The 22,157-nt window shown below is 65.8% G+C and carries 25 protein-coding genes and 1 tRNA gene; 12 read left to right on the top strand and 14 right to left on the bottom strand.

Annotated elements, in window-relative coordinates:
* Window positions 1-10: 10 nt before the first annotated feature.
* Window positions 11-673: a YczE/YyaS/YitT family protein gene (locus K6L26_RS08480; protein ID WP_064896653.1), complete on the bottom strand. Its 663-nt coding sequence runs from the start codon at window positions 671-673 to the stop codon at window positions 11-13.
* A 140-nt stretch (window positions 674-813) separates the two neighbouring features.
* Window positions 814-1,071: a hypothetical protein gene (locus K6L26_RS08475; RefSeq protein ID WP_036395071.1), complete on the bottom strand. Its 258-nt coding sequence runs from the start codon at window positions 1,069-1,071 to the stop codon at window positions 814-816.
* A gap of 132 nt (window positions 1,072-1,203) precedes the next feature.
* On the opposite strand from K6L26_RS08475, the gene K6L26_RS08470 reads away from it, so the two are divergent.
* Window positions 1,204-2,043 carry a glycoside hydrolase family 16 protein gene (locus K6L26_RS08470; RefSeq protein ID WP_076213642.1) on the top strand — a complete coding sequence of 280 codons (840 nt, stop codon included), beginning with the start codon at window positions 1,204-1,206 and terminating at the stop codon, window positions 2,041-2,043.
* Between the two features lie 5 nt (window positions 2,044-2,048).
* Here K6L26_RS08470 and K6L26_RS08465 read toward each other — a convergent pair whose 3' ends face one another.
* A complete protein-coding gene (locus K6L26_RS08465) occupies window positions 2,049-2,663 on the bottom strand; it encodes an LGFP repeat-containing protein (protein ID WP_019348051.1) in 615 nt (204 codons plus the stop codon).
* Between the two features lie 104 nt (window positions 2,664-2,767).
* Between K6L26_RS08465 and K6L26_RS08460 the strand changes: the two genes are divergently transcribed.
* Complete coding sequence (locus K6L26_RS08460; protein ID WP_019348052.1) at window positions 2,768-3,076, top strand: GNAT family N-acetyltransferase; 309 nt, start codon at window positions 2,768-2,770, stop codon at window positions 3,074-3,076.
* Window positions 3,077-3,086: 10 nt separating this feature from the next.
* Here K6L26_RS08460 and K6L26_RS08455 read toward each other — a convergent pair whose 3' ends face one another.
* Complete coding sequence (locus tag K6L26_RS08455) at window positions 3,087-3,701, bottom strand: TetR/AcrR family transcriptional regulator (protein ID WP_245008705.1); 615 nt, start codon at window positions 3,699-3,701, stop codon at window positions 3,087-3,089.
* A gap of 92 nt (window positions 3,702-3,793) precedes the next feature.
* Here K6L26_RS08455 and K6L26_RS08450 point away from each other — a divergent pair, with 92 nt between their 5' ends.
* A complete protein-coding gene (locus K6L26_RS08450; RefSeq protein ID WP_076213636.1) occupies window positions 3,794-5,002 on the top strand; it encodes an alpha/beta hydrolase family protein in 1,209 nt (402 codons plus the stop codon).
* Here K6L26_RS08450 and K6L26_RS08445 read toward each other — a convergent pair.
* Both K6L26_RS08445 and K6L26_RS08440 read right to left on the bottom strand, forming a co-directional pair.
* A complete protein-coding gene (locus K6L26_RS08445) occupies window positions 4,993-6,135 on the bottom strand; it encodes a zinc-binding dehydrogenase (RefSeq protein ID WP_019348055.1) in 1,143 nt (380 codons plus the stop codon). The genes K6L26_RS08450 and K6L26_RS08445 overlap by 10 nt on opposite strands.
* A gap of 17 nt (window positions 6,136-6,152) precedes the next feature.
* Window positions 6,153-8,027, bottom strand: a complete 1,875-nt coding sequence (locus K6L26_RS08440) for a hypothetical protein (protein WP_131828874.1) — start codon at window positions 8,025-8,027, stop codon at window positions 6,153-6,155.
* A 162-nt stretch (window positions 8,028-8,189) separates the two neighbouring features.
* Here K6L26_RS08440 and K6L26_RS08435 point away from each other — a divergent pair, with 162 nt between their 5' ends.
* Window positions 8,190-8,810: a VOC family protein gene (locus tag K6L26_RS08435; RefSeq protein ID WP_076213631.1), complete on the top strand. Its 621-nt coding sequence runs from the start codon at window positions 8,190-8,192 to the stop codon at window positions 8,808-8,810.
* 29 nt (window positions 8,811-8,839) lie between these two features.
* Here the strand turns inward: K6L26_RS08435 and K6L26_RS08430 are convergent, their stop codons facing one another.
* Complete coding sequence (locus K6L26_RS08430; RefSeq protein WP_019348058.1) at window positions 8,840-9,472, bottom strand: cutinase family protein; 633 nt, start codon at window positions 9,470-9,472, stop codon at window positions 8,840-8,842.
* A gap of 248 nt (window positions 9,473-9,720) precedes the next feature.
* Between K6L26_RS08430 and K6L26_RS08425 the strand changes: the two genes are divergently transcribed.
* Together K6L26_RS08425 and K6L26_RS08420 are read left to right on the top strand one after the other, a co-directional pair.
* The gene (locus K6L26_RS08425; protein ID WP_221852937.1) at window positions 9,721-11,028 is read left to right on the top strand and encodes a hypothetical protein; all 1,308 of its coding nucleotides are present in this window, start codon (window positions 9,721-9,723) and stop codon (window positions 11,026-11,028) included.
* Between the two features lie 193 nt (window positions 11,029-11,221).
* On the top strand, window positions 11,222-12,079 hold the full coding sequence (locus tag K6L26_RS08420; protein WP_221852936.1) for a CDP-diacylglycerol diphosphatase: 858 nt from the start codon (window positions 11,222-11,224) through the stop codon (window positions 12,077-12,079).
* Window positions 12,080-12,138: 59 nt separating this feature from the next.
* Here K6L26_RS08420 and K6L26_RS08415 read toward each other — a convergent pair whose 3' ends face one another.
* The 4 genes from K6L26_RS08415 to K6L26_RS08400 form a co-directional block, all read right to left on the bottom strand.
* Window positions 12,139-12,702 carry a dihydrofolate reductase family protein gene (locus K6L26_RS08415; protein WP_076213627.1) on the bottom strand — a complete coding sequence of 188 codons (564 nt, stop codon included), beginning with the start codon at window positions 12,700-12,702 and terminating at the stop codon, window positions 12,139-12,141.
* Between the two features lie 144 nt (window positions 12,703-12,846).
* Entirely contained in the window at window positions 12,847-13,242 is a 396-nt protein-coding gene (locus K6L26_RS08410) for a nitroreductase family deazaflavin-dependent oxidoreductase (protein ID WP_221852935.1), read from the bottom strand.
* Between the two features lie 79 nt (window positions 13,243-13,321).
* A tRNA-Leu gene (locus K6L26_RS08405) sits at window positions 13,322-13,395 on the bottom strand.
* Window positions 13,396-13,461: 66 nt separating this feature from the next.
* On the bottom strand, window positions 13,462-13,650 hold the full coding sequence (locus K6L26_RS08400; protein WP_221852934.1) for a hypothetical protein: 189 nt from the start codon (window positions 13,648-13,650) through the stop codon (window positions 13,462-13,464).
* Window positions 13,651-13,904: 254 nt separating this feature from the next.
* Between K6L26_RS08400 and K6L26_RS08395 the strand changes: the two genes are divergently transcribed.
* The 3 genes from K6L26_RS08395 (at window position 13,905) to K6L26_RS08385 (ending at window position 17,739) form a co-directional block, all read left to right on the top strand.
* On the top strand, window positions 13,905-14,312 hold the full coding sequence (locus K6L26_RS08395; RefSeq protein ID WP_221852933.1) for a nitroreductase family deazaflavin-dependent oxidoreductase: 408 nt from the start codon (window positions 13,905-13,907) through the stop codon (window positions 14,310-14,312).
* A gap of 200 nt (window positions 14,313-14,512) precedes the next feature.
* A complete protein-coding gene (locus K6L26_RS08390; RefSeq protein WP_435405364.1) occupies window positions 14,513-15,226 on the top strand; it encodes an ABC transporter ATP-binding protein in 714 nt (237 codons plus the stop codon).
* On the top strand, window positions 15,226-17,739 hold the full coding sequence (locus K6L26_RS08385) for an FtsX-like permease family protein (RefSeq protein WP_221852932.1): 2,514 nt from the start codon (window positions 15,226-15,228) through the stop codon (window positions 17,737-17,739). Before K6L26_RS08390 ends, K6L26_RS08385 begins: the two co-directional genes overlap by 1 nt.
* Here the strand turns inward: K6L26_RS08385 and K6L26_RS08380 are convergent.
* The 3 genes from K6L26_RS08380 to K6L26_RS08370 are packed head-to-tail and all read right to left on the bottom strand — an operon-like array spanning window position 17,726 to window position 20,113.
* A complete protein-coding gene (locus K6L26_RS08380) occupies window positions 17,726-18,349 on the bottom strand; it encodes a class I SAM-dependent methyltransferase (RefSeq protein WP_221852931.1) in 624 nt (207 codons plus the stop codon). The two genes, K6L26_RS08385 and K6L26_RS08380, sit on opposite strands and share 14 nt — an antisense overlap.
* A 5-nt stretch (window positions 18,350-18,354) precedes the next feature.
* Window positions 18,355-18,915, bottom strand: coding sequence for a DUF4389 domain-containing protein (locus K6L26_RS08375; protein ID WP_221853351.1), 561 nt, complete (start codon window positions 18,913-18,915; stop codon window positions 18,355-18,357).
* A gap of 10 nt (window positions 18,916-18,925) precedes the next feature.
* The gene (locus K6L26_RS08370) at window positions 18,926-20,113 is read right to left on the bottom strand and encodes an FAD-dependent oxidoreductase (protein ID WP_221853350.1); all 1,188 of its coding nucleotides are present in this window, start codon (window positions 20,111-20,113) and stop codon (window positions 18,926-18,928) included.
* 113 nt (window positions 20,114-20,226) lie between these two features.
* On the opposite strand from K6L26_RS08370, the gene K6L26_RS08365 reads away from it, so the two are divergent.
* Genes K6L26_RS08365 through kdpA form a run of 3 tightly spaced genes read left to right on the top strand, consistent with a single transcriptional unit; the run spans window position 20,227 to window position 22,156 of the window.
* Window positions 20,227-20,400 carry a hypothetical protein gene (locus tag K6L26_RS08365; RefSeq protein WP_208862501.1) on the top strand — a complete coding sequence of 58 codons (174 nt, stop codon included), beginning with the start codon at window positions 20,227-20,229 and terminating at the stop codon, window positions 20,398-20,400.
* Window positions 20,397-20,486, top strand: a complete 90-nt coding sequence (locus tag K6L26_RS08360; protein WP_019347277.1) for a potassium-transporting ATPase subunit F — start codon at window positions 20,397-20,399, stop codon at window positions 20,484-20,486. Before K6L26_RS08365 ends, K6L26_RS08360 begins: the two co-directional genes overlap by 4 nt.
* Complete coding sequence (gene kdpA / locus K6L26_RS08355) at window positions 20,486-22,156, top strand: potassium-transporting ATPase subunit KdpA (RefSeq protein WP_065061868.1); 1,671 nt, start codon at window positions 20,486-20,488, stop codon at window positions 22,154-22,156. Before K6L26_RS08360 ends, kdpA begins: the two co-directional genes overlap by 1 nt.
* Window position 22,157: the final 1 nt, after the last annotated feature.

The following is a 22,157-nucleotide window of genomic DNA, read 5'->3' as shown; positions in this document are numbered from 1 at the left end:
CGCTTCGGGCTCAGAAATGCCAGCGGGTGGTCTTGACCCGCCGCTGGAACGCCTCGAGCGCCGCCAGGTCCTTCTTCATCAGCGGCTTGTTGACCCTTTCGGTGAAGAAGTCGATCAGCGGGCCCGCGAAGAACGCGGTCATCACGGTTCCGATGCCCACCTGTCCGTGGAAGGCCAGCGCCAGCGCGACGAACGCGAGATCCTGGGCCACGCGCACCACCCGGTACGGCAAGCGGGTGTGGTCGACGATGATCGGCGCGATGGCGTCGTACGGGGCGTTGCCCAGCGCGGCGGTCATGTACATCGACGCCCCGGCTGCGAACAGCGTGATCCCGATCAGGAACATCACGGTCTGCACCAACCGAGTCGGCTCGTCGGGAATCAGCGGGTTCAGCAGGGCCGAGAACCACTGGACGAAATACCCGGTCATCACCATGTTGATGACCGAGCCGATCCCGATGTACATGCGGCCCAGGAAGAAAACCGGGATCAGCAGCACTGCATTGCTGATCAGTTGGTAGGTACCGAGATCCAGGCCGATCGTGTTGCTGATGCCGATGTTGGCGGCGGTGTAGGGATCCACACCCACCTGCGCCACGCGCAACACGGCCGATCCGAAACCCAGGACAGCGACACCCACCAACGCCCAGAACGACCGTCGCAAGTAGTGCATGCTGTCACCGCCCACGATCCATGACTATGGCAGAGCTAGGGCGGTTTTCACGGTCGACGCGTTGAGATTGCGCACAGGGCCGTGATCCGGCAGAGATCACGACCGTGTCCGCAATCTGAATGTGTCAGCCCACGATCAGGTCAGCGGGATTCGACCTCGGTCTCCACCAACCCGGCGCTGCGGGCGTTGAGGACGACGTGTTCCCAGCTGATCACCACGGCCGCGATCATCGTGATGGCCGTGGCGAAGCCGGCCAGCGAGGCCAGCACGGTCACCCACTGCCCAGCGGTGGATATACCGAGCAGGATGGCGACAGTTGCCCCGCCGACCACCAAGGCAGCGGTCAGCGCACCGGGCCGCCGGATGGCTCGGCGCGAAGATTCGATCGGCGTGGTCATGTAACCCACTGTCCCGGCGGTAGCTGAGGAGAGCTGAAGCGTTCGTTATGGGAACGCTCTGAACTGTGCGCATCGGCTGGCAAAACCGTTCAATCCCGACCCGCGCACGCCGCACGGCTATCGTGGTCCAACATGGCCAACTTGGATCGCCGAAAAATGATGATGCTGTCAGGTCTGGGCGTGATGGCGGCGGCACTTCCCGCTCCACAAGCTCAGGCCGTCCCGGCCAAGCCTCAGGCACCGCGCGTCCCGGCGCCCTCAGCGCCCCAGGCGGCGGTGAACTACGTGTTCGCCGACGAATTCGACGGCCCCGCGGGGTCGTCGCCGAACACCTCGAAGTGGACCATCGCCAAGGCCCGGGAGACCATCAAGGACCCCACGTACTGGGAGGTACCCGGCCGTATCGGTCAGTACCGCGACGACCGCAAGAACGCTTTCCTCGACGGCAAGGGCAACCTCGTCATCCGGGCCACCAAGGAGGGCGACACCTACTACGGGGCCAAGCTGGCCAGCGTGTGGGAGGGCGGCGCCGGGCATACCTGGGAAGCTCGGATCAAGTTCAACTGCCTTACCGCGGGAGCCTGGCCGGCGTTCTGGCTGGGCACGCTGGGCGAAGGCGAACTCGACATCGTCGAGTGGTACGGCAACGGCAAATGGCCCTCGGCCACGACGGTGCACGCCAAGTCCAACGGCGGTGAATGGGAGACCCACAACATCGCCGTCGACACCGCGTGGCACACCTGGCGCACCCAATGGGATGCCAACGGTGCCCGGTTCTGGCAGGACTACACCGAGGGCGCGAAGCCCTACTTCGAGGTTTCGGCGAGCCAGTTGCCCGACTGGCCGTTCAACCAGCCGGGCTACACGATGTTCGTGGTGTTGAACCTCGCGGTCGCGGGGTCGGGTGGTGAGGACCCCAGCGGGGGTACCTACCCGGCCGACATGCTCGTCGACTACGTGCGCGTCTGGTAGCTCGGCTACTTCGGCGTAACGGTCTCGGCGAACGTGCCGTCACCCTTGTTCAGCCAGGTGATGGTGCCGTGCTGGAATTCGGAGATCCACCCGCCGTTGGCGGCATCGGGACCGCCGCCCGTCTCATCCTCGTCTTCGGTGGGGAAGCCCAGCTTGCCCGCGGGACCGCCGTTGGCGGTGTAGACGCGCAGGATCTCGCCCTGCACGACGTGCGCGCCGGTCGACGGCGAAGAGAAGATGGTGCCGTTGGCGAATGCCTGCACGGTCCCATCCCCGACCTTCTCCGGTTGCGCGGTCGGCGGGCCCAGCTTGGCTTCACCACCGGCATCGGAGTACTCCTCAGCAATGGGAGGGTCGAGCACCACCTCGCCGACACCCGGAGCGTTCACCGTGCTGGGCGCGCCTTCGATGGCGGACGAGACCGCGCTCGAAGCCGAGCTGGCTCCTTCCTTGGCCTTGCTCGTGCCGGCATCGACGGCCGACGACGCAGCACTCGTCGCGCTGGACAAGGCGTCCCTGGTCTGGTCTTTTGATTCCTCTGAGCATGCGATGGCAGCCGCCCCAGTGATGGCGAAAGCTGCAGCCAGCGCACCTGCGCGTTTCATCAGCTTTTGATCCATTTTTCGAACGTAACACCGGTGTGGGGCGCCTCATCAGCAAATGCCGGGATCCTTCGACATCGACTGCCGCGGTTATCGTGGGGGTAACGGCGAATGGAGGCCAGATGAGCTCGGGGACCCAACTCGACCGCACCGGTGCTGCGACCAGCGTGACCGAACACCCTGACCGGTTCACGATCGAGGTCGAGGGCAAGACGGTCGGGCTCGCCGACTACCACGACCGAGACGGCCGGCGCGTCTTTCCGCACACCGAGGTTGAGCCGCAGTATCGCGGCCGCGGTCTGGCGACCATCCTCATCGCCGAAGCCTTGCGTTCCACCCGCGCGGCCGGGCTTCGCATCGTGCCGACCTGCTGGATGGTGGCCGAGTACATCGACAAACATCCGGAGTACGCCGATATCACCGACCGGTGAGGATGCGGCTTCAGCGCTTCGCAGATCGTGAGTCGGCTGCGACGAGGGCGACGATGGCGTCGCTCAGCCGATCGAGATAGTCGTCGTCGGCGTCGATCTGCATGACCGACTGGCGCCAGTACAGCGCTCCGCCGATCATGTCGAGTGCGACATCGATGTCGGCGTCGTCGGCGATCTCGCCGCGCTGCCGAGCCCGCTCGAAAAGCTGAGAAGCCTTGAGACGCCGTGGTTCTCGGATCTGGCCGGCGATCGTGGCTGAATAGTCGGGATCTCGGGCGGCCTCTGCCAGCAGGTCCGGGATGATGGTGCGGGCCAGCCGGTGGGTGAGCGCCTCGCGTCCGTTCTGCAGGTAGGCCCGGACATCGCCCCGAAGCGTGCCGGTATCGGGGACGTCGATCGCGGCGACGGCCACCTTGGTCACCAGGTCGACGGCCAAGTCCTGCTTGGATTTCCAGCGGCGGTAGATGGCGGCCTTGCCGACGCCGGCACGTTTGGCGACGGCGTCGACAGAGAGCCTGCCGTACCCGACGGCGGCCAACTCCTCGAAGAACGCGGACTCGATCGCAGCGGTCACGTCATCGAGCAGGACGGGACCGCCCGACGTCCGACGCACAGGAGAAGCCACGGGCCGATTCTACGAGACGGAACGGTTGCGTTCCGTTTACTCTGGCTCTACCGTAAACGAGACGATGCAGTTCCGTTTCGTTAGGAGTAGTCATGAAATTTCTGTTCGACGACGAGTCGTTCTCGTTCGAAACACTTCGCGCAGCGGGCTACGCCAACGCCGGCGGCGCCGATCTGGGCGAGATCCTGGTGACCGCCCGAGCCATTCCCGAAGGCGATGAGGCGGCCTGGCATCGGGAATGGAAGGCCACCGCGCAGCGGGTCGAGGCCCTCGGCCGCCAGTCGATGGCCGCCGGTCACACCGTCAGCGCGCGTGAAGCACTGCTGCGAGCGTCGAACTACTACCGCACCGCCGAGTTCTACCTCCGCGAGAACCCCGCCGACGACTCAGAAGCCAAGGATCTGTTCGACCGCTCACGCGAGACGTTCCTGGATTCAATGCCGTTGTTCGACTTCGGTTTTGAGCGCATCGCCGTCCCGTACCTGGACACCACGCTGCCCGGGTACCTCTATCTCGTCAACGACTCCGGAATCCCCCGCCCCACCGTCATCTTCAACGGTGGCTACGACTCGACGCTCGAAGAGTCCTACGTCGCGCTCGCGGCCGGGGCCCTGGTGCGTGGGTACAACGTGCTGGCGTTCGACGGACCCGGCCAAGGCGCCGCGTTGCGTGAGCAGGGCCTGACATTCCGATCGGACTGGGAGGCTGTGCTGACCCCGGTGGTCGACTTCGCTCTCACCCGTCCCGAGATCGCGTCGGAGGCTATCGCCGTTTTCGGCTACAGCCTGGGTGGTTACCTGGTGGGTCGTGCCGTCGCGTTCGAGAAGCGCCTCGCCGCGGTGATCCTCAACGACGGCGTCCACGACTTCCACGCGGCGTTGGCCAACATGATGCCGCCGTTCCTGTCCAAGTGGGTCGACGACGGCAATGACGAGGCCGCCGAATCCGTGCTCGGACTGCTGATGGCGGTGAACACCCAGACACGTTGGGCGGTGCGAAACGGGCTGTGGGCGTTGGGAATCGACTCACCCGCCGAGCTGGCCCGGGCTTTCAAGGCCTACACGATCGCCGACGTGGCCCACCAGATCACCACCCCGGTGCTGGTGCTCGACGCCGAGAACGACCAGTTCTTCAAAGGTGAGCCGGCGCGGGCGGCGGAGGCGATGGTCAACGCGAAGACCACGCTGGTGACGCTCTATGAGGCGGACGGTGCGGGCGAGCACTGCCACATGGGCGCCGCGTCGCGGGCGAACCAGGTCATGTTCGACTGGCTCGACGAGCAGGTGGACACTCAAGCTTGAGGAGTCACCAAATATTTCTCGCCGGTGGCCTTCTGTAGGTAGCTGTTGAATGCCTCGGGCTGGAGCATGCCGGCCAGTGAGACCTCTTGGGTGTAGGCGCTCGCGAACGTCGTGGTGAGTTCCGCGGCGACGCGGGCGCGCAACCGGGCAATGGTCTCGGGCCCGGCACCGGCGAGAAACGGGGTGAGCAGCCAACCGCCGACACCCCAGGCCATCCCGAAGTTTCGGGTCAGCACGGTGGGGCCGGTGTCGAGGCTGCCGTAGATGTACACCTGCTTGTGCACGCTGGACCCGTAGCGGGAGTATTGCGCGGCAGTCGCGTTCGCGGCCCGCTCCATGCCGTTGAGAATCTGACTGGCCAACGTGCCACCGCCGGTGGCATCGAATGCCAGCGTCGCCGATGTCGCCTTGAGTGCCTCGACGAGATCCGTCTCGAACGACGGCGACGCCGAGTTGCACACATGGACCGCACCGAGTCCCCGCAGGATCTCCTCCTGCTCGGCCTTGCGGACGATGTTGACCAGCGGCACCCCGTCGGCCAGGCACGCCTTGACGAGCATCTGGCCGAGGTTCGACGCCGCGGCCGTGTGCACCAGAGCCGAATGTCCTTCGCGGCGCATGGTTTCCAGCATGCCAAGGGCCGTCAGCGGGTTGACGAAGGACGACGCACCCTCTTTGGCGCTGGCCCCCTCGGGCAGCACCAGGCACGCCTCGGCCTTGACCACCCGGTACTGCGCATACATCGCACCACCGGCGATACCCACGGTCTTGCCGAGGACCGCTTGCGCCTGCGCCGACTCCCCCGCCGCCACCACGGTGCCCGCTCCTTCGTTGCCCACCGGCAGCGAGATGCCGACGCGCGCCGCCAGCCCGGCCAGTGCCCCGTCGCGCAGTGGCGCGGTGACGACAGGTCGGTCGGGCGTCCCCGTGACAGTGGCCGCCGACATGTCGGCGGCGCTGGGAATCAGCAGGCCCAGATCCGACGGGTTGATCGGCGAGGCTTCGACCCGGACCACCACTTCGTCCTGCGCCGGGGTGGGCACCGCAACCTCGTGCAGCGACAGTTCAAGCGTGCCGTCCTCGGTCACCAGCGACCGGAGTTCCAGGGCGGTCTTGGGTAGCGCCTCAGTCATGACTGAACACTACGTCGCTACACCGTGCATTTGTCCCCGGTAAACAGATCGCAGGTGGTCTGCAGGCCATTGAGCACGCCGGCCGGGATCGCGGAGATGAAGTCGGTGACGCTGATGGCGCGCAACGAAGTGAGATCGGTGGCCTTCTGCGTTCCGATCAGGACAGCCACGGCGTCACCTTTGTCGGTGGAGATGGTGAACGAGTCGTCGCCGTCGCCGTACTGGCCCGCGCAGTCGGTGAGGCACATCCCGGTCGTGGGATCGATTTTCTCGTCGAACATGTCGTTGATCCACCCGGCCGACAACTCGCGGACGGCCAATGGGTTCTGCGGCTGCGGGAACCCGGCGATGAGGTACGCCGCGGCCTGGATCAACGGATTACCGCCCTGCATCGGGTCCATATGTACGCCGTCTTCGAGGACGACACCGGTGAACTGCCCCGGCCTCGCTTCGGTGAGCTGGTCGTTGACGTCGCTGAAGACGTTCAGGAAGTTCAGCGGGGCACCGATTTCGTAGATCGGAATGTAGTCGTCGGGGTCGTCGTCACTCGGGTCGGCCGTCCCGTTCGTCTCGAGCTCGTCGAGCCGTTCCATCGCGTCGGGAATGATCGAACCCATCGGCACCGCGTCGTAGATCACCACTCCGGCAAGGTCGTTCGGCGCATCCAGCCCCTGATCGCGCCGACGCGTCAGCCCCTCGGCGTAGTACCCGGCGACTCCCGGGCCGAACCCGCCGCCCAGGGAATGCCCGACCAGGACGAACTGCATCGGCACGTCGAGATCCTCGGTCCGGCCGGCCTTCAACTCGGCCGTGTCCATGCTGGCATTGAGAGCGGTGCGGTCAGGATCGAGGAACAGCTGCGCGACGGCCTCGTGCAGGTTGTCACCACCCAGCCACATGCCGTCCTCTTCGAACGGGTTGGAGGAGAACGTCGTGGTGACCACGATGCTGTTGGTCGACTGCGCCAGATAGGACGCGGTGTAGCTGTAGAGCGGGCCATTCGCCAGGAAGCCGTGCTGCAGGTAGATCATCCGGGTCGGCGGCTCACCATTGTCGGATTTGGGGAAATACCAATTCGATTCGACCTCATGGCCTTCTGAGATCACCAAGGTGGAGGTGCTGACCTCGACCGAGTCGCGCAAGGCGGGCGGGACCACCGGGTCGCCGCCCACGGCGCGCTCCAGGGCGGCCAAGGTGTCGAACACGACACCGGTGATCACCGATACCGGCTTGGGATAGTTCTGCGGCTCGGGGTTGAGCGCCAAGGCACCGAGGCTGCGGATCACATCGTGGATCGCCTCGATGGGATCGTTCGGGACCGCGGCGGCCGCGGCGAGATCGACGGCACCTTCTGTTTCGGACCGCTTCGGAACAGCCTGCTGCAGAGTGTCGCGCAGCGTTCTCGGCACCTGAATATCGCGCTGCTCGGTTGCCGGTGTCGCAACCTCCGCCTGCGGATGCAGGCGCTCACGTTGCGCAGCTAGCGCGGACCTGATGCTGATCGGCGGCCGAACCCGGACATCGACGTCGTCCACTGGGTTCTGCTCGTCGCGGGCGGCTTCCCGAATCTCACTGCGCGCCTTGGCCCGAACTGTATCGGCGAGTTGGCGGCTGGGCCGCTGCGTCTCCGCGCTGCGTTGTTTGGTCTCGGGCTCTGTGTCGGTGGCCGGCTTCGTTACCTTCTTTACCGCCGATGTCGGCCGCTGTTTCATCACGCGCGTTTTCGGCTTCTGCGTTTTCTGCGTGGAGTCGTTGTGCGTAGCCGCCGGCTTCGCGTCGTGCTTCGACCCGCCGTCCTCGTCGGCGTGAGCGGTGCCGGCCCCGGCGAGTACCGCCGCCGATAGCCCGGCCGTGAAAACTCCAGCCCCCACCCACGCTGCGACACGCGTCATCATTCGCCCCCCCGTTACATCGAACTCGACTTGTGTCACGGTAACCGGCGTCCGGACGGAGCGGGCAGAATTCGGCAAGTTGCCGCGGCATGTCTGGGTACGGGCGAAATCAGGTAGCCGACTACGCTACGCAACCCATGGGCGCGGCGGGACAATTGGCCGGTGACCGCATCGGACGGGAAGAATCTGGCACCGGACTACCTGGCTCACTGGGTGGTCAAAACCGCGCGCAGTGACGAGATAATCGCTTGGTATGGCACGGTCTTCGGCGCCCGCGTCGTACACCAAGACTCCAAGATCGCATTCTTGACCTGGGACGAGGAGAGCCACCGCCTCGCACTGGTCAAGGTACCGCGCGTGCTGCGCTACCTGTTCCCCCTCGCCCGCCTGCGCCGAAAGTTCTACGGCATCGACCATCTCGGTTTCACCGTCGGATCGTTGGAACAGTTGTTGTCGACCTATGAGCGGCTCAAGAGCGTCGGCATCACCCCGGTGTGGTCGATCAACCACGGTCCGACCACATCGTTGTACTACGAGGACCCGGACGGCGTGCGACTGGAATTCCAGGCCGAGAACTTCGCCACTGCGAAGGAGACCGCGGACTACTTTCTCAGCGGCTCGTTCGCGGAGAACCCCATCGGGGTGAATTTCGACCCGGACTATCTGCTTGAGCGGCTGCGCAGTGGCACCGATCCGGCCGAACTAAACCGGCAAGGCGCGGGCACCCGCCCCGGCACCACGGCGCGGGCGAACAAGCGCGCGCTCACATGGAAGACGCTCTGAGCCCTTGCCGGCCGCGAGGCTGAGGTTGCCTACAGCTTGCCTGCGGCGAAATCGGCTGCCTGCGCGACCTTTCCGGACTGCACGTAGGACACGTGGGCACCCATGTCCCAGCCACCTTCCCAACAGATCGGGTCGCCCTCGTTGCACTGGGCGATGGAGTTGGCCGTGTACTGCGGCGCCAGCATCGGCAGCGTCTGCCCGGCGGCCAGCAGACCCGAGAAGCTGGTGACCGGTGTCCCGAACAGCGCGGTGGCCGCGACATGATCGGCGACCTGCGGGGCGGCCTCGTTGGTGGCCTTTTCGATGACCGCCGCGCCCTGCGAGTAGCCGCCGAGAACCATCTTGGTGTTGGGACAGCTGGTCGCGATGGACTCGATGAGGGAGCGCGCGGCATCGGTACCGGCCGGCGTGCTCACGTTGAAGTCGTTGGTGGCCGGGTAGTCGACCGCAACCGCATCGACGGTGCGGGGCGCCAGCCGCGACCGTAAATCGTCGGCGAACGGACCGCCGACACTGCCCAGGCCCGGCGGCTCATTGGTACCGCGCGCGAAGACCACCTGGACATCGGGACAGGGTGCCGCGGTGGCCGGTGCCGGCGTGACCACCAGAGCGGCTCCGGCGAATGCCGCCAACACCACGATCAATACAGGCTTGCGGGTCATACCGCCCGATCGTAGGCGGACCGTACGGACAGCCGCCCTGGACCGGCGTCGATGCGGTGGCATATCAGGTCTGTAGCAAATAGCGGAACCATCAGCTCACGGCGGCACTCACCGCTGAATGGGACCAAAAGTATGTACTGCAAAGTCGTGAAGACCTGGCGAACGCTGCGGGCACGGGAGGATTTCTCTGACCGGCAGATATTTTCCTTAGAAAAGATCGACACCTCGATCACGCGGGAAATTGAGCAATGTCCTCCGGTGCGCCAATCCGGCGACATAACGTCGCTACGTTCGTGTCAATTTTTGGGGAGGAAGGTTCACAGATGGGTAAGCGTCGGGAACTCGCCATGGCAGGACTGGTAGGCGCCGTGGCCTCCGGGATGGCGGTCGCAGCGATGAGCACGCCCGCACCGGCACATGCGTGGTGTGTGGGAATCAGCGGGATAAACATCGGCGGGGGCTGCTCGAGCACCCTGGGCAACTTCGCACTCGGCCTCGGGCCCAATGCGGTAGCGGTCTCCAGCGGATTTGTCACCGGCGCGATCGCCTTCGGAGACGCATTCGCAAGCTCGGCAGGCATTCTGACCGCCGCCTGGGCAGGCGGTACCGGTTCGGAGGCATACACCGACGGCCTCGTCAGCTGGGCCGTGGCGCAAGGCACCAACCCTTCCGCCGTTGCCGGCCGACAGAACGGTGATTTTGCCAACTTCGCATTCAACTTCGGAAATGCGTTGGAGCCGTGGCTTGCCGGAGAAAATGAGGAGTTGGGAACCAGCAATGTCGAGTCGAGTTTCGGCAGCTTCAACCTTGCCGCAAACCTCGGCGGCAATGCCAATTCCGTCGAAGGAACGACGAAGGACATGCGAGTGTGGGCCGGCGGCTTGGAAGACAATCAAAGCTTCGGGGCGGCCGCGCTCAATCTCCTAGGCAACCGCAACGATGTTCAGGCGTTCGGCTCAGGCGTTGCGGCGATCGCCGTGGGCAACCTCTTCTCATTCCCCAACGGCAGCGACAGCGTCGTGAAGGTGGGCGATTTCCTCGAGGGCATCCCCGGCGGACGACTGGCCCTGGCGTTCAATGTCCAGCCCCCATTCATCACGGAGCCGTGCAACACGGGGCAGTGCGGCAACGTGGTTACCGTCAACAACGGCTATCTCTCCGTCGCGGGAGCAGTGGGACTGGTCAATCGCATCGTCCAACAGATCGGACCGGGCATCCGGATCAACACCCCGATCAATCCGGCGCCGCCCATCCCGGATGAGCCCGACGCGACCGAGACCAGCATCGCAGCCAAGTCGACCCCACAGCTGGCACCGCGGAAGTCGATCAGCGAGCGAGTCAAGGCCGCCGTCAATCGCAACCTGGTCCGAACGAGCCGCAACACCGGCCCAGAAGCCAAGGCTGTCGAGGCAGGATCATCAGCACTGAAGGCGACACCGAAGTCGGGCAAGAGCCGGATCACCGACGCCAAGAACAAGTCGAAGGCCGCCGGCAAGCCGTCGCGCGAAACCAGCGGCAACGCCAAAGCCAGCGCCGGCGGTTCCGACGCCGACTGACGGCGCCCGTCCGCATCAATCACCCATCGGCCCTTTGCCTTTCGGCAGAGGGCCGATGCCTTGCGGCTAGCCCTGTCCTCCGATCGGGGGACAGGCGATTCCGGCGATTCATGGCCTGACCGGCGGACATACACGGGAGCTCCCAAACGGGATGGTGTATCCAACACACCAACCACCCACGAGGGGACACCACATGACCACCACCAACCGCATCGGGTTCGCCCGCCGCTTCGCTCTCATCGCCGCAGCCGTCGCCGTGCCGGCCATCGGAGTCGCTGTCGCACCGACCGCCGGGGCGCAGGCCACCGAGTTCGGTCCGTGCGGCCACGTGAACGACAACGTCGACCTCTGGAAGGACGTCAAGTACGCCACACCGAAGCACATGGACGGCGCCATCGACGTCGTGTTCCCCGGCGGCGACAAGTCCCGCGGCTACGCCGTGCGCCAAGGCCACAAGCCGGCTCAACTGACCGACCTCCTGGTGATCCCGACGGCCCGCGAGACCGGTATCGAATGCGACAACCTGCGCGACGGCGATGCTCCCCACTACTTCAAGGACGCCTTCGAAGCGGCCAGCGTTCTGCCGCCGGGCAACCAAGGCCAGGCGCCGGATTGGGCGTTGGGCATCAACTCCGCCGACAACCGCGGCCAGGACCAGCTGCACATCCACGTCACGCTGCTGGACCCCACCGCCCGCGGCGACATCGACCAGGCCGTCAAGGACCACAAGGTCACCAAAGATGAGAAGGCCTGGAAGGCCTCGGTGATCGGGGTGCGCGGCCACACCGAGGCGGGACCGATCGAGAAGAGCCCGCGCGGCTACCGGGCCTGGAACACCGACAACATCGACCAGAACTTCTTCGCCGCGCTCAACACCCAGATCGTGGCGCCGCTGAAGAAGGCGGGCGCCGATGTCGGCATGAACAATGAGACTCTGCTGATCACCAAGAACCACCAAGGCCCCGGGTACATCGTGCTTGCCAGTGACGAGAAAACTGGCCTGACCCCGTTCGGCGTCAACAACATTGAGCGATTGCTCGACAAGGGCTAAGCCTGACAGAAAGCCCAACGGCCACCCGTGCTCGGGTGGCCGTTGGTGTTGAACTCCAGTTACGCAGTCGCCTCGTAGCGCAGCAGTACCGTCCCGCCCGGAAAGGTGCGGTTCTCCAACAGTCGCAGCGAAATCCATGACGGCAACGCCGGAAGGAACGGGATGCCGCCGCCCACTGCGGTGGGCGCGACCACAATCCGGTACTCGTCTACCAGTCCGGCCTGCACGATCGGCGCGGCCAGCGTCGCACCGGCCACCTCCAACTGGCCGTCGGTGTCGGCTTTGAGCTTCCGCACCACCTCGACCGGGTCGCCGCGTTCCAGTCGGGAGTTCCAGCCGACGGCCTCCAGGGTGCGCGAGAACACCACCTTGGGCATGTCGCGCCAGATGTGGGCGAAGTCGACGATCAGCGGGGTGGCGTCCGGAGTCTGGTCAGCGGTCGGCCAGTACGCGGCCATCAGTTCGTAGAGCCGGCGCCCGTAGAACGCGCACGCGGTCTCCCGCTCGAAGTCGTTCCAGTACTGGTGCAGTTCTTCGCTCGGTTCAGACCAGTCGATGTTGCCTCGCGCGTCGGCGATGTACCCGTCCACCGACACGTTGAAGCCATAGATGAGCTTGCCCATACACATCTGACTACACCGACGGTCAGAACTCATCGCGCTCGAGGAGATCAGGTGCTGGTCGATATCAATGCCCCCAGCCGCACTCGAACCGACACTGGGCGATTTGAGCCGCTTCGTCGGGTTAAATCCCGCGCGGTAACGAGGTCAACCGGCAGAGCCCACTTTCGTCAGCAGGACGGCTCCCTCGTTGTAGGGAAACGCTCGGTAGAACAGCCGAGAACGCGGTATGACGAGGTCCGCGGCCTCGGCCTTGCTCACCACCCGCGGGTTGCCGAGCGCGACAGCCCGTGCGCGCTTGCGCAGCACCGTCGGTCCGCCGGCCAGTACGTTCTTCAACCAGTCCGTCTGTGGGCCGTAGCCGATGAGAATCGCGTAGCCATCACGGGTCTCGAATACCAGAAGGGGCGTCCGATATCGCTTACCCGACTTCCGCCCGACATGCTCGAGGGTCCCGAGGTTCGGAAGCCACGGTGTGACCGTGCGAGCCGCCGGATTGGTGACTCGCTTGTTGAACTCTGCGATTCGGCGAGGCATGCGCATTCTCGAAGTCTAGGTATCAGGTCCAACAACCGATTGCGCGATCGGTGTGAATACCGGCCTCTACGTGCAAGGACGTCGGTGCCCCCAGTCGGACTCGAACCGACACTTGGCGGATTTTAAGTCCGCTGCCTCTGCCAATTGGGCTATGGGGGCGTCGCAGGAGAGCATATTTCAGGAGGGTTCGCCGTCATCAGACCGCCCCGAGTCGCGCAGCGTCGATCACCCAACCTCGACGACGATCTTGCCGAACGGGCCACGATCGAGATGGTCCAGCGCCGCCGGCAGGTCGCCGAATGGATAGCGCGCCCCGATCACGGGCTTGGTCACCGTGATGTCGATGGCGCTGACGAGCTCGGTGAGTGCACGCCGACGCCCAGTGCCGATCCCGTGAATTGTGATGTCTTTCATCAGTATTGGCATGACGGGCGTGGATACCTCGAACCCCTCGAGCGCGGGCCTTGCCGAGATGAGCGCCCCCGACGAGACCAATCCCATCCATCTGCCACCGGCGCATGATGTCAGCCATGAGCCGCTGTAACCGAGGCAAACACCCGCCGATTCCCGCGGAATGCCAAGCCGAGCGTCTCAGCCACGGCCCGCGCAGGCGGGGTTGCGCAGTTTGGTTGAATTAGCCCCAAGGTGCACAGCGACGGGGGCCGCACATGCCGAGCAGTATCGCCAATTCGATTGCCGTAGTTGCCGAACGGGTGGCGGCAACACTGGGACCACGCGCGATGCGGGTGATCGCCCGCGTCAATAAATACGTCACCAATCCGCTGCAGCGGCTGTGGGCGCCACGGTTGCCGTACATGGCCGTCATCGAGCACACCGGCCGGAAGTCGGGCAAGCCGTACCGGACCCCGGTGATGGCGTTCATCGACGACAAGTCGGTCAGGGTTGTACTGAATTACGGTGAGCATTCGGATTGGGTGCGCAACGTACGCGCTGCCGGCCACGCCGAAGTGGTTCACCGAGGCAAGCGGTACCAGCTGACCAACCCCCGCATCATCCCGGCCACCGACCAGAAGGCCCGGTTCGTCGCCTCGTTGGCGCCGGTAACCGCCCCTTGAGACGAAGCGCGGCGGCGCGACCCCGGCGTCGAAAGCGGCGCTAGGGAAATCGCGGAAGCACGCTCTGACCGCTCGCTTCCATCGAGCGTGCGCAAACTGCTGGCGAAGTGCGGCGTGTTGGCCAGCAAACACGCACGTTCGCGCAGATGAGAGGACCACCCGGCGTAGGCTGCGGATATCCCGACTCCCGGGAGGCTGCGATGCCCGAACTGGCCATCGAACTGCGCGACGTGGTACGCGAGTACCAGGTCGGCGGCCATACCGTGCGCGCTCTCGACGAGATCAGCCTCCAGCTAAACGGCGGGCAGTTCGTTTCGATCATCGGCCCCTCTGGCGCGGGTAAGAGCACGCTGCTGCACCTGCTGGGCGCGTTGGACTCCCCCGACTCGGGCTCGATCACCTTCGACGGCCAGGAGATCGGGCGCCTCGGCGACGAACAGCAGTCGGCGTTCCGCCACCATCGAGTGGGCTTCGTCTTTCAGTTCTTCAACCTCCTGCCGACGCTGTCGGCGTGGGAGAACGTGGCCGTCCCGAAGCTGCTCGACGGCGTCCGGCTGGGCAAGGTCAAACCACAGGCCGTGGAGTTGCTGGAACGCGTCGGCCTGGGCAACCGCACCGAGCACCGGCCGTCCGAACTGTCCGGCGGTCAGATGCAACGCGTCGCGGTGGCCCGGGCCATGATGATGGACCCGCCGCTGATCCTCGCCGACGAGCCGACGGGCAACCTCGACTCGACGACGGGCGCGGCGATCTTGACCCTGCTCGGCGAGGTCGCCCACGAGGAGGGCCTGGGCCGGCTGGTGGTGATGGTGACCCACAATGCCGACGCCGCTGCGGCCACCGACCGGGTGATCACCCTGCAGGACGGGCGCCTGGGCTCCGACGAGATGTCGGTGGTGCCGGGCTCGGTCTGATGTTCTTCGCGCGAGCGCTCATCACCAGACTCGCGGCCGCGGCGAGTCGGCTCCGAGTGTTCAGCCTGCGCGAGCTCACTGTGCACCGGCGGCGCACCGTCGCCTCGATTGCCGTAATGGCCGTGTCGGCAATGTATCTCGTCGCGATCCTCGGCATCTTCGGGTCGATCACCGGATCGGTCAACCGGCTCGCCGACGGCGTCGCCGGCGTGGCGGCGCTCGAGGTCTCCGGCGTCACCGATGCGGGCTTCCCCGAATCCGTGCTGGCCGACGTCGCCAAAGTGCCCGGTGTCGCGAACGCCGCCCCGATGATCCGGATGTCCGCGCCCACCGCCACCGAACCGGTCCTGTTGTTCGGTGCCGACGACCGAAGCCGCGCCTTGGAGGGCGCGCTGAAAGATGCGGTCGGAGTGGAGGTTCAAACCCCCATGGCAGCCGAGGGGGTCCGTGTCGGGCCCGCCGTCGGTCACGCGAAAGGCGAGACGTTTCAGCTCGGCTCGGGCTCGGTGACCATCGCCGAGGTCCTCGAGGGCAAGCAGCTCGCCGATCTCAATGGAGGCCACTATGTTCTGGCCCCACTGCCGTTGGCGCAGAAGGTTACCGGCAGGCCGGGCCAGCTCGACTCGATCCTGCTCACCACGTCACCCGGGGCGAGCCTCGCCACCGTGAGAGACGAGGTCACGAAGGCCGTGAACGGCCGGGCCATCGTCGCTGCGCCGAGCTTGCGGGCCGCCCGGGCCGGTGACGGCGTCAAGCTGATGAACTACATGGCGCTGATGGGTGCGGCCGTCGCGCTGGTGGTCGGCGCGTTCCTGATCTACACGACAATGACCATGGCGATCGCGCAACGCCGCCCCGTCATCTCGATGCTGCGCGCCATCGGCGGCCGGCGCACCACCATCGTGCGCGACATGCTCGCCGAAGCCGCCATTCTCGGGCTGATCGGCGGCACCCTCGGGTCGTTGTTCGGAATCGTATTGGGCCGCTTGGCGATCGGTCGGCTGCCACCGACGATGACGCAGGGTCTGGAGGCCCGCATCGAATACTGGCTGCCCGGCTACGCCATCCCGGTCGCCATCGCGGCCACGGCATTGACCAGTGTGGCAGCCTCGGCGATGGCGGCCCGGCAGGTGTACAGGGTCTCACCGATCGAGGCGCTGGCCCCCGTCGGCGTATCAGCTGCGGACAACGTCCCGCGCTGGCTGCGCATCGTCACCGGCCTCGCGGCGGTGACGGTGCTCGCCGCGTCGATCCTGGTGGTGTTCTCTGTGCCGGGCTCCATCGCGTTCGTGGCGATCGCTGCCCTGTTCACCGCCCAGATCGCGCTCGGTTTCGCGCTCGCCGGGCCCATCGTTCGCGCCACCGCCGCCGTGGCGCGACTGTTCGGTTCGCCCGGGTCTTTGGCAGGGGCGACCGTGGAACGCGCACCCCGGCGGGTGTGGGCCACGGTGATGACCGTGCTCATCGCCGTCGTCACCACCGTCGTGATCACCGGGACCAACAACGACATGATCGGATCGGCACGCGACATCTTCGCCCCGGTCGCCGCAGCCGACGTCTGGGTGAGCGCCAACTCACCCGACCAGTACCCTACCGGCCTTCTGCCCCAAGGACTTACCCAGAACGTCACCGAGGTGCCCGGGGTCGCGAAGGTCACCGAAGGCGCCCTAGGCTTCGCCGTCGTCGGCGGCACCCGCGTCATGCTCGACGGCTTCGCCCCCGACAGCCACGACGCCCTCTTCCGCGCCCTCGACGATCAGACCCGCAGCGAGGTGCTTGCCGGCCGCGGCGTGGTGCTCTCCCAAAACCTGGGGAAAACCCTCGACGTCCGGACGGGCGACGAACTCCAGCTGCAAACACCGCACGGCCCGCAGCGGACGAAGGTGCTGGCGCTGGTCCCCTACTTCTCGACGGTGATCGGCACGGTCGGGATGAGCCTCGATCAGCTGCGCGCCTGGTTCGACCGACCGGGTTCGACGACACTGCAGATCAACGCCGCCAAGGGAACCGATCCTGCTCGCCTATTGGCCAACATCCGCCAGGCCGTCCCGGCACCGAACCACGTCTACGACGGCCGCACCGCGCTGGCCGGCCTGGAGGCGCCGCTGCACCAGAGCATGCTGATCGCCAACGCGGTGTGGATCATCGTGGTGTTCGTCGCCGCTGTCGCCCTGCTGAACACGCTGACCCTGTCAGTGTTGGAGCGGCGCCGCGAGATCGGGGTGCTGCGCGCGATGGGGTCCAGCCGGCGCTACACGTTGGCGATGGTGCTGGCCGAGGCAGCGGCCATCGGCATCGTGGGCGGTGTCCTTGGTTTGGTGATCGGGTTGGTGGACCAGTGGCTGTTCAGCCTGGTCAGCGGGGACGTCATGAATTTCGAGGTGACGTTCCGGCCGAGTCCGATGGCACTCGTATTCACCCTCGGCGCCCTGGCGATCAGCCTGCTGGGTTCACTACCGCCGGCCCGACGCGCCGCACGGCTGAACATCATCGAGGCCGTCAGCGTCGAATAGTCGCGACTCCCTGCAGATGTGGCGTGCACGGCGGCGGCACCAACGTCCGCCGGGTGCTGCGCAGGCAACTGGTGTCGAATCCCGCTGCGGCGATGGCGTCGACGGTACGGCGGTTCGGTTCGCAGCCCGACGCCAGCCACGCCCAGGGCCTCGCGACCAGATCCTGGTACCGCCCCATCAAGCCGTCACCGCGGACGTGCTCGAGCACCACCAACCGGCCGTCGGGTGTCAGGACGCGCCGAATCTCGGCCAGCGTGGCCGGTACATCGTCGACCGAACACAACACGAGACCGACGTGGACCGAATCGAAACTGCTGTCCGGGAAGGGAATCGACTCGCCCGCCCCGTCGGCGACTTCCACGTCGATACCACGCCGACGGGCCAGCGCGCGTGCCATGCGCCGCATCGTCGGATCCGGTTCCACTGCCGCGACGGATGTGACCGCCGCCGGCAGGAACAGCAGATCTGTGCCTGGGCCGAGCCCCACCAACAGCAGCCTGCCGATCGCATGACTCATCGCCGACCGGCGGTACCGGCGATAGAACAGCCTGTCGAATACCGGCATACCCAGCCGATATACGTACGGGAACAACGGGTTACGGTGCTTCAAGCGTACTATCCAAGATCCATTCGAAAGGGTGGATATTCATCGCTCATCAGCGAGACGTACACGGCCACCCGGTAGCGCCATCGCACGATTCCCATCAAGAGGTCGAACATGTCTGGCGAGACGGTGCCCCGGGCCAGCAACCGCACCGCGGAGATGACGCAAAGCACTTGCAGCGGCGCCTCCATCGCCCAGCACATGATGATCTGCGGCAGCGCCAACAGCCACTTCACCAGCACCGCTGCTCTGGACAGCTGTTCGGGATAGTCGACCTCGAGATCGCCCGGATAGTCAGCCCGGGGTTTGAGCGTGAACGGCGGGTACCGGTCGGTGGTGTTCATCGGGAACCGGTAATTCATCACGCGCCACGACCAGCGCAGCACCCCGACGTTGAAATCGAACAGCGGCCGCGGATACCGGCCGGTGAACAGGATCGCCACCCCCGCGGCGAACACCACCAGCGGATACACCAGGTACAGCCCGATCAGTATCGGATAGTGCGGCACTGCCAGCACGCACCACTTGACCAGCCACAACCTGTTCGACGGCGCGTCGATCGCACCCCGCACCCGGACTATCTCAGCGGGCATGTTCGCCCCTGCCCACGGCCCTCTCGGCGAGCTCGCGGCTGATCCCCGCAGCCATCCGACGGTGGCTCACCGCCCGCAGAAACGTTGCCAGCAACCACGTCATCGCCCGATCCGGGACCAGGGCCGCCGGCGCCAGCACCGCCTCGCCGTGCGACACCTGCAGTGAGGCCACCCGGGACACCGCCGCGACCCGGTGCCGGCGGGTCTTCTCGTACCAGCGCAGGGCCCCGGACACGTCGGCGCCGTCGCGAATACCTGAAATCGCCTTACACAACACCATCGTGTCCAGCAGGGCTTGGTTGGTGCCCTGGGCGAGCGTCGGCGGCATCGTATGGGCAGCGTCGCCCAACAACGTCACCGCACCGCGGCCCGGCCCCGGGACGGGATGGCGGAAATGCGGATAGGGCGAACGGGCCAGGTGCTCATCGGTCAATGTCGCGAGCACTTCATCGACCAGCTCGGACCATCCGGTGAAATTGGCGCGGATCACCTCGATCGGGCGCTCCGGCCGAACGAAGCCGGGCGACCACGGCAGATCGAACCACCACTGCACCTCACTGCCCCCGGCGGGCCACAGGCCGAGGTTTCCGTGCTGGCCAACGATGACGAAGGCGACCCGACGATCGGCACCATCCGGAAGCGTGGCCAGCCCCTGCCAGCTGCACCACCCCGTCGGTTCGGCGTGCTGCGCGCCGACGATGTCGCGGACCTTGGAGTGCAGACCGTCCGCGCCGATCACCAGATCACCGTCCACAGAACTGCCGTCGGCGAAATCGAGGCGGACGCCGCGGCTGCCGTCGGTCACCCCGACCACCGATTTTCCGCACCGAATGCGTTCGGCCGGAAAGCCTTCCAACAGTCGCGCGAGCACGACGCGTCGCGGCACCATCCGGACCGGCGCACCCATCCGGCTCACGATCGCGGCCAGGTCGAGGGTGGTCATCGGGCGGCCCGTCGACGTCATCACCCGCACGGTGGACAACTCCTGGCCGGCGCCTTCCATGTCGACGCCGAGCTGGCGCAGCACGGTTTCGCCGTTGGACCAGATCGTGACGGCGCCGCCGCCGGCCCGTACCTCGGGCCGTTGCTCGAACACCGTGACGTCATGGCCGTCCCGTAACAACCCGCGGGCGACGGAGAGGCCACCGACCCCGGCACCGACAACGAGAACCCTCAGCGGCCGTTGCGGCGCTGGCTGGACGTGGTGCCGGCTCTGGGGCCGTTTAGAGCCCACGGCTCAATTTATGTCCCGGAAAAGATTCCGTAAAGGACCGACAGCCGGGCGTAAAGATGGCGTCAAGATCGCGACCAGCGGCCTACCGCGGGCGCACCCTCGATCAGTCGCCGAGAGCCGGCGACCGTAAACGTCTGGGAGAACCCATGTCCGTAGTGGTGTTCGTCGGGCTGACAGTGGCGGTCTTCGCGTTGCTGGGCCTGGTGCAGAAGTTGGTCGAGGGACTGTGAGTTACGAAAACGTCGTCGGCCTGGGCTTGGCAATCCTCATCGCGCTGTTTCTCTTCGCGGCGCTGCTGTTTCCGGAAAGGTTCTAGTGACTACGACAACCGCGGGGATCGTTTTCCTCGTCGTCCTCATCGCCGCGGTAGCGGCGGTTCACGTGCCGCTCGGGGACTACATGTACCGCGTCTACACGACCGGCAAGCATTCCCGTGCCGAACGCGTCATCTACCGCCTGATCGGCGCGGACCCGAATGCCGAGCAGACCTGGGGCGCCTATGCCCGCAGTGTGCTGGCGTTCTCCGCTATCAGCATCCTGTTCCTGTTCACCTTGCAGCTGGTGCAGGGAAAACTACCGCTGCACCTGAACGATCCGGCCACCCCGATGACACCGGCGCTGGCCTGGAACACCGCCGTAAGTTTCGTCACCAACACGAACTGGCAGGCCTACTCGGGTGAATCCACCCAAGGCCACCTGGTGCAGATGGCCGGGCTTGCGGTGCAGAACTTCGTCTCCGCGTCAGTCGGTATGGCGGTGGCAGTGACGTTGGTACGCGGCCTGGTGCGGCGCAACACCGGTGAACTCGGCAACTTCTGGGTGGATCTGGTGCGCGGCAATCTCCGTATCCTGCTGCCGATTTCGATTGTCGGCGCGCTGATCCTGGTGGGCGGCGGCGCCATCCAGAACTTCGATCTGCACAACCAGGTGGTCAACACGCTGGCCGGCGGCACGCAGACCATCCCGGGCGGCCCGGTGGCCAGTCAGGAAGTGATCAAGGAGCTCGGCACCAACGGCGGCGGCTTCTTCAACGCCAACTCCTCACACCCGTTCGAGAACCCAACCACCTGGACCAACTGGGTGGAGATCTTCCTGATCCTGATGATCCCGTTCTCGCTGCCGCGCACCTTCGGCCGCATGGTCGGCAATCCGAAGCAGGGCTACGCGATCGTGGCGGTGATGGGCGTGATCGCGACCATCAGCGTCAGCCTGATGATGCTGTTCCAACTGCAGGCTCACGGCACCGTGCCCACCGCTACCGGCGCCGCGATGGAAGGTGTCGAACAGCGGTTCGGCGTCGCCAACTCCGCGGTGTTCGCAGACGCGACGACGCTGACGTCGACGGGTGCGGTGAACTCCTTCCACGACTCCTACACCAGCCTCGGCGGCTTGATCGCGATGTTCAACATGCAGCTCGGCGAAGTGGCGCCCGGCGGCGTCGGCTCGGGCCTCTACGGCATGTTGGTCCTGGCGATCATCACGGTGTTCGTCGCGGGCCTAATGGTCGGACGCACCCCGGAGTACCTGGGCAAGAAGATCACCCCGCGCGAGATCAAGCTGGCCGCAACGTATTTCCTCGTCACACCGTTGATCGTGCTGACCGGCACCGCGGTGGCCATGGCCATGCCCGGCCAACGGGCGGGCATGCTCAACACCGGTCCGCACGGCCTGTCCGAGGTGCTCTACGCGTTCACCTCGGCCGCCAACAACAACGGCTCGGCGTTCGCCGGCATCAGCGTCAACACCGAGTGGTACAACACCGCCCTCGGTCTGGCGATGGTGTTCGGCCGGTTCCTGCCGATCATCTTCGTGCTGGCACTCGCCGGCTCACTGGCACGCCAGGGCAAGACCCCTGATTCGGTCGGCACCCTGCCCACCCACCGACCGCAGTTCGTCGGGATGGTCGCCGGCGTCACGCTGATCCTGGTCGCCCTCACCTTCTTGCCCATGCTCGCGCTCGGGCCCCTTGCCGAAGGAATCCACTGAA

This window comes from Mycobacterium farcinogenes, assembly GCF_019739075.1.
Lineage (GTDB): Bacteria > Actinomycetota > Actinomycetes > Mycobacteriales > Mycobacteriaceae > Mycobacterium > Mycobacterium senegalense.
Note: the sequence above shows the minus strand (reverse complement) of the source record. Positions and strands in the feature narration are given on the sequence as shown.

Excerpts from the sequence above, each read along its gene's own strand:
- K6L26_RS08415 (WP_076213627.1), bottom strand. The coding sequence starts at position 12,702 with ATGGGCAAGCTCATCTATGGCTTCAACGTGTCGGTGGACGGGTACATC.
- K6L26_RS08430 (WP_019348058.1), bottom strand. The coding sequence starts at position 9,472 with ATGACCCGCAAGCCTGTATTGATCGTGGTGTTGGCGGCATTCGCCGGA.
- K6L26_RS08460 (WP_019348052.1), top strand. The coding sequence starts at position 2,768 with ATGAGCTCGGGGACCCAACTCGACCGCACCGGTGCTGCGACCAGCGTG.
- K6L26_RS08420 (WP_221852936.1), top strand. The coding sequence starts at position 11,222 with ATGACCACCACCAACCGCATCGGGTTCGCCCGCCGCTTCGCTCTCATC.
- K6L26_RS08465 (WP_019348051.1), bottom strand. The coding sequence starts at position 2,663 with ATGGATCAAAAGCTGATGAAACGCGCAGGTGCGCTGGCTGCAGCTTTC.
- K6L26_RS08400 (WP_221852934.1), bottom strand. The coding sequence starts at position 13,650 with ATGAAAGACATCACAATTCACGGGATCGGCACTGGGCGTCGGCGTGCA.
- K6L26_RS08365 (WP_208862501.1), top strand. The coding sequence starts at position 20,227 with ATGGCGTCAAGATCGCGACCAGCGGCCTACCGCGGGCGCACCCTCGAT.
- K6L26_RS08475 (WP_036395071.1), bottom strand. The coding sequence starts at position 1,071 with ATGACCACGCCGATCGAATCTTCGCGCCGAGCCATCCGGCGGCCCGGT.
- K6L26_RS08440 (WP_131828874.1), bottom strand. The coding sequence starts at position 8,027 with ATGACGCGTGTCGCAGCGTGGGTGGGGGCTGGAGTTTTCACGGCCGGG.
- K6L26_RS08450 (WP_076213636.1), top strand. The coding sequence starts at position 3,794 with ATGAAATTTCTGTTCGACGACGAGTCGTTCTCGTTCGAAACACTTCGC.
- K6L26_RS08445 (WP_019348055.1), bottom strand. The coding sequence starts at position 6,135 with ATGACTGAGGCGCTACCCAAGACCGCCCTGGAACTCCGGTCGCTGGTG.
- K6L26_RS08385 (WP_221852932.1), top strand. The coding sequence starts at position 15,226 with ATGTTCTTCGCGCGAGCGCTCATCACCAGACTCGCGGCCGCGGCGAGT.
- K6L26_RS08425 (WP_221852937.1), top strand. The coding sequence starts at position 9,721 with ATGTCCTCCGGTGCGCCAATCCGGCGACATAACGTCGCTACGTTCGTG.
- K6L26_RS08390 (WP_435405364.1), top strand. The coding sequence starts at position 14,513 with ATGCCCGAACTGGCCATCGAACTGCGCGACGTGGTACGCGAGTACCAG.
- K6L26_RS08470 (WP_076213642.1), top strand. The coding sequence starts at position 1,204 with ATGGCCAACTTGGATCGCCGAAAAATGATGATGCTGTCAGGTCTGGGC.
- K6L26_RS08480 (WP_064896653.1), bottom strand. The coding sequence starts at position 673 with ATGCACTACTTGCGACGGTCGTTCTGGGCGTTGGTGGGTGTCGCTGTC.
- K6L26_RS08395 (WP_221852933.1), top strand. The coding sequence starts at position 13,905 with ATGCCGAGCAGTATCGCCAATTCGATTGCCGTAGTTGCCGAACGGGTG.
- K6L26_RS08410 (WP_221852935.1), bottom strand. The coding sequence starts at position 13,242 with ATGCGCATGCCTCGCCGAATCGCAGAGTTCAACAAGCGAGTCACCAAT.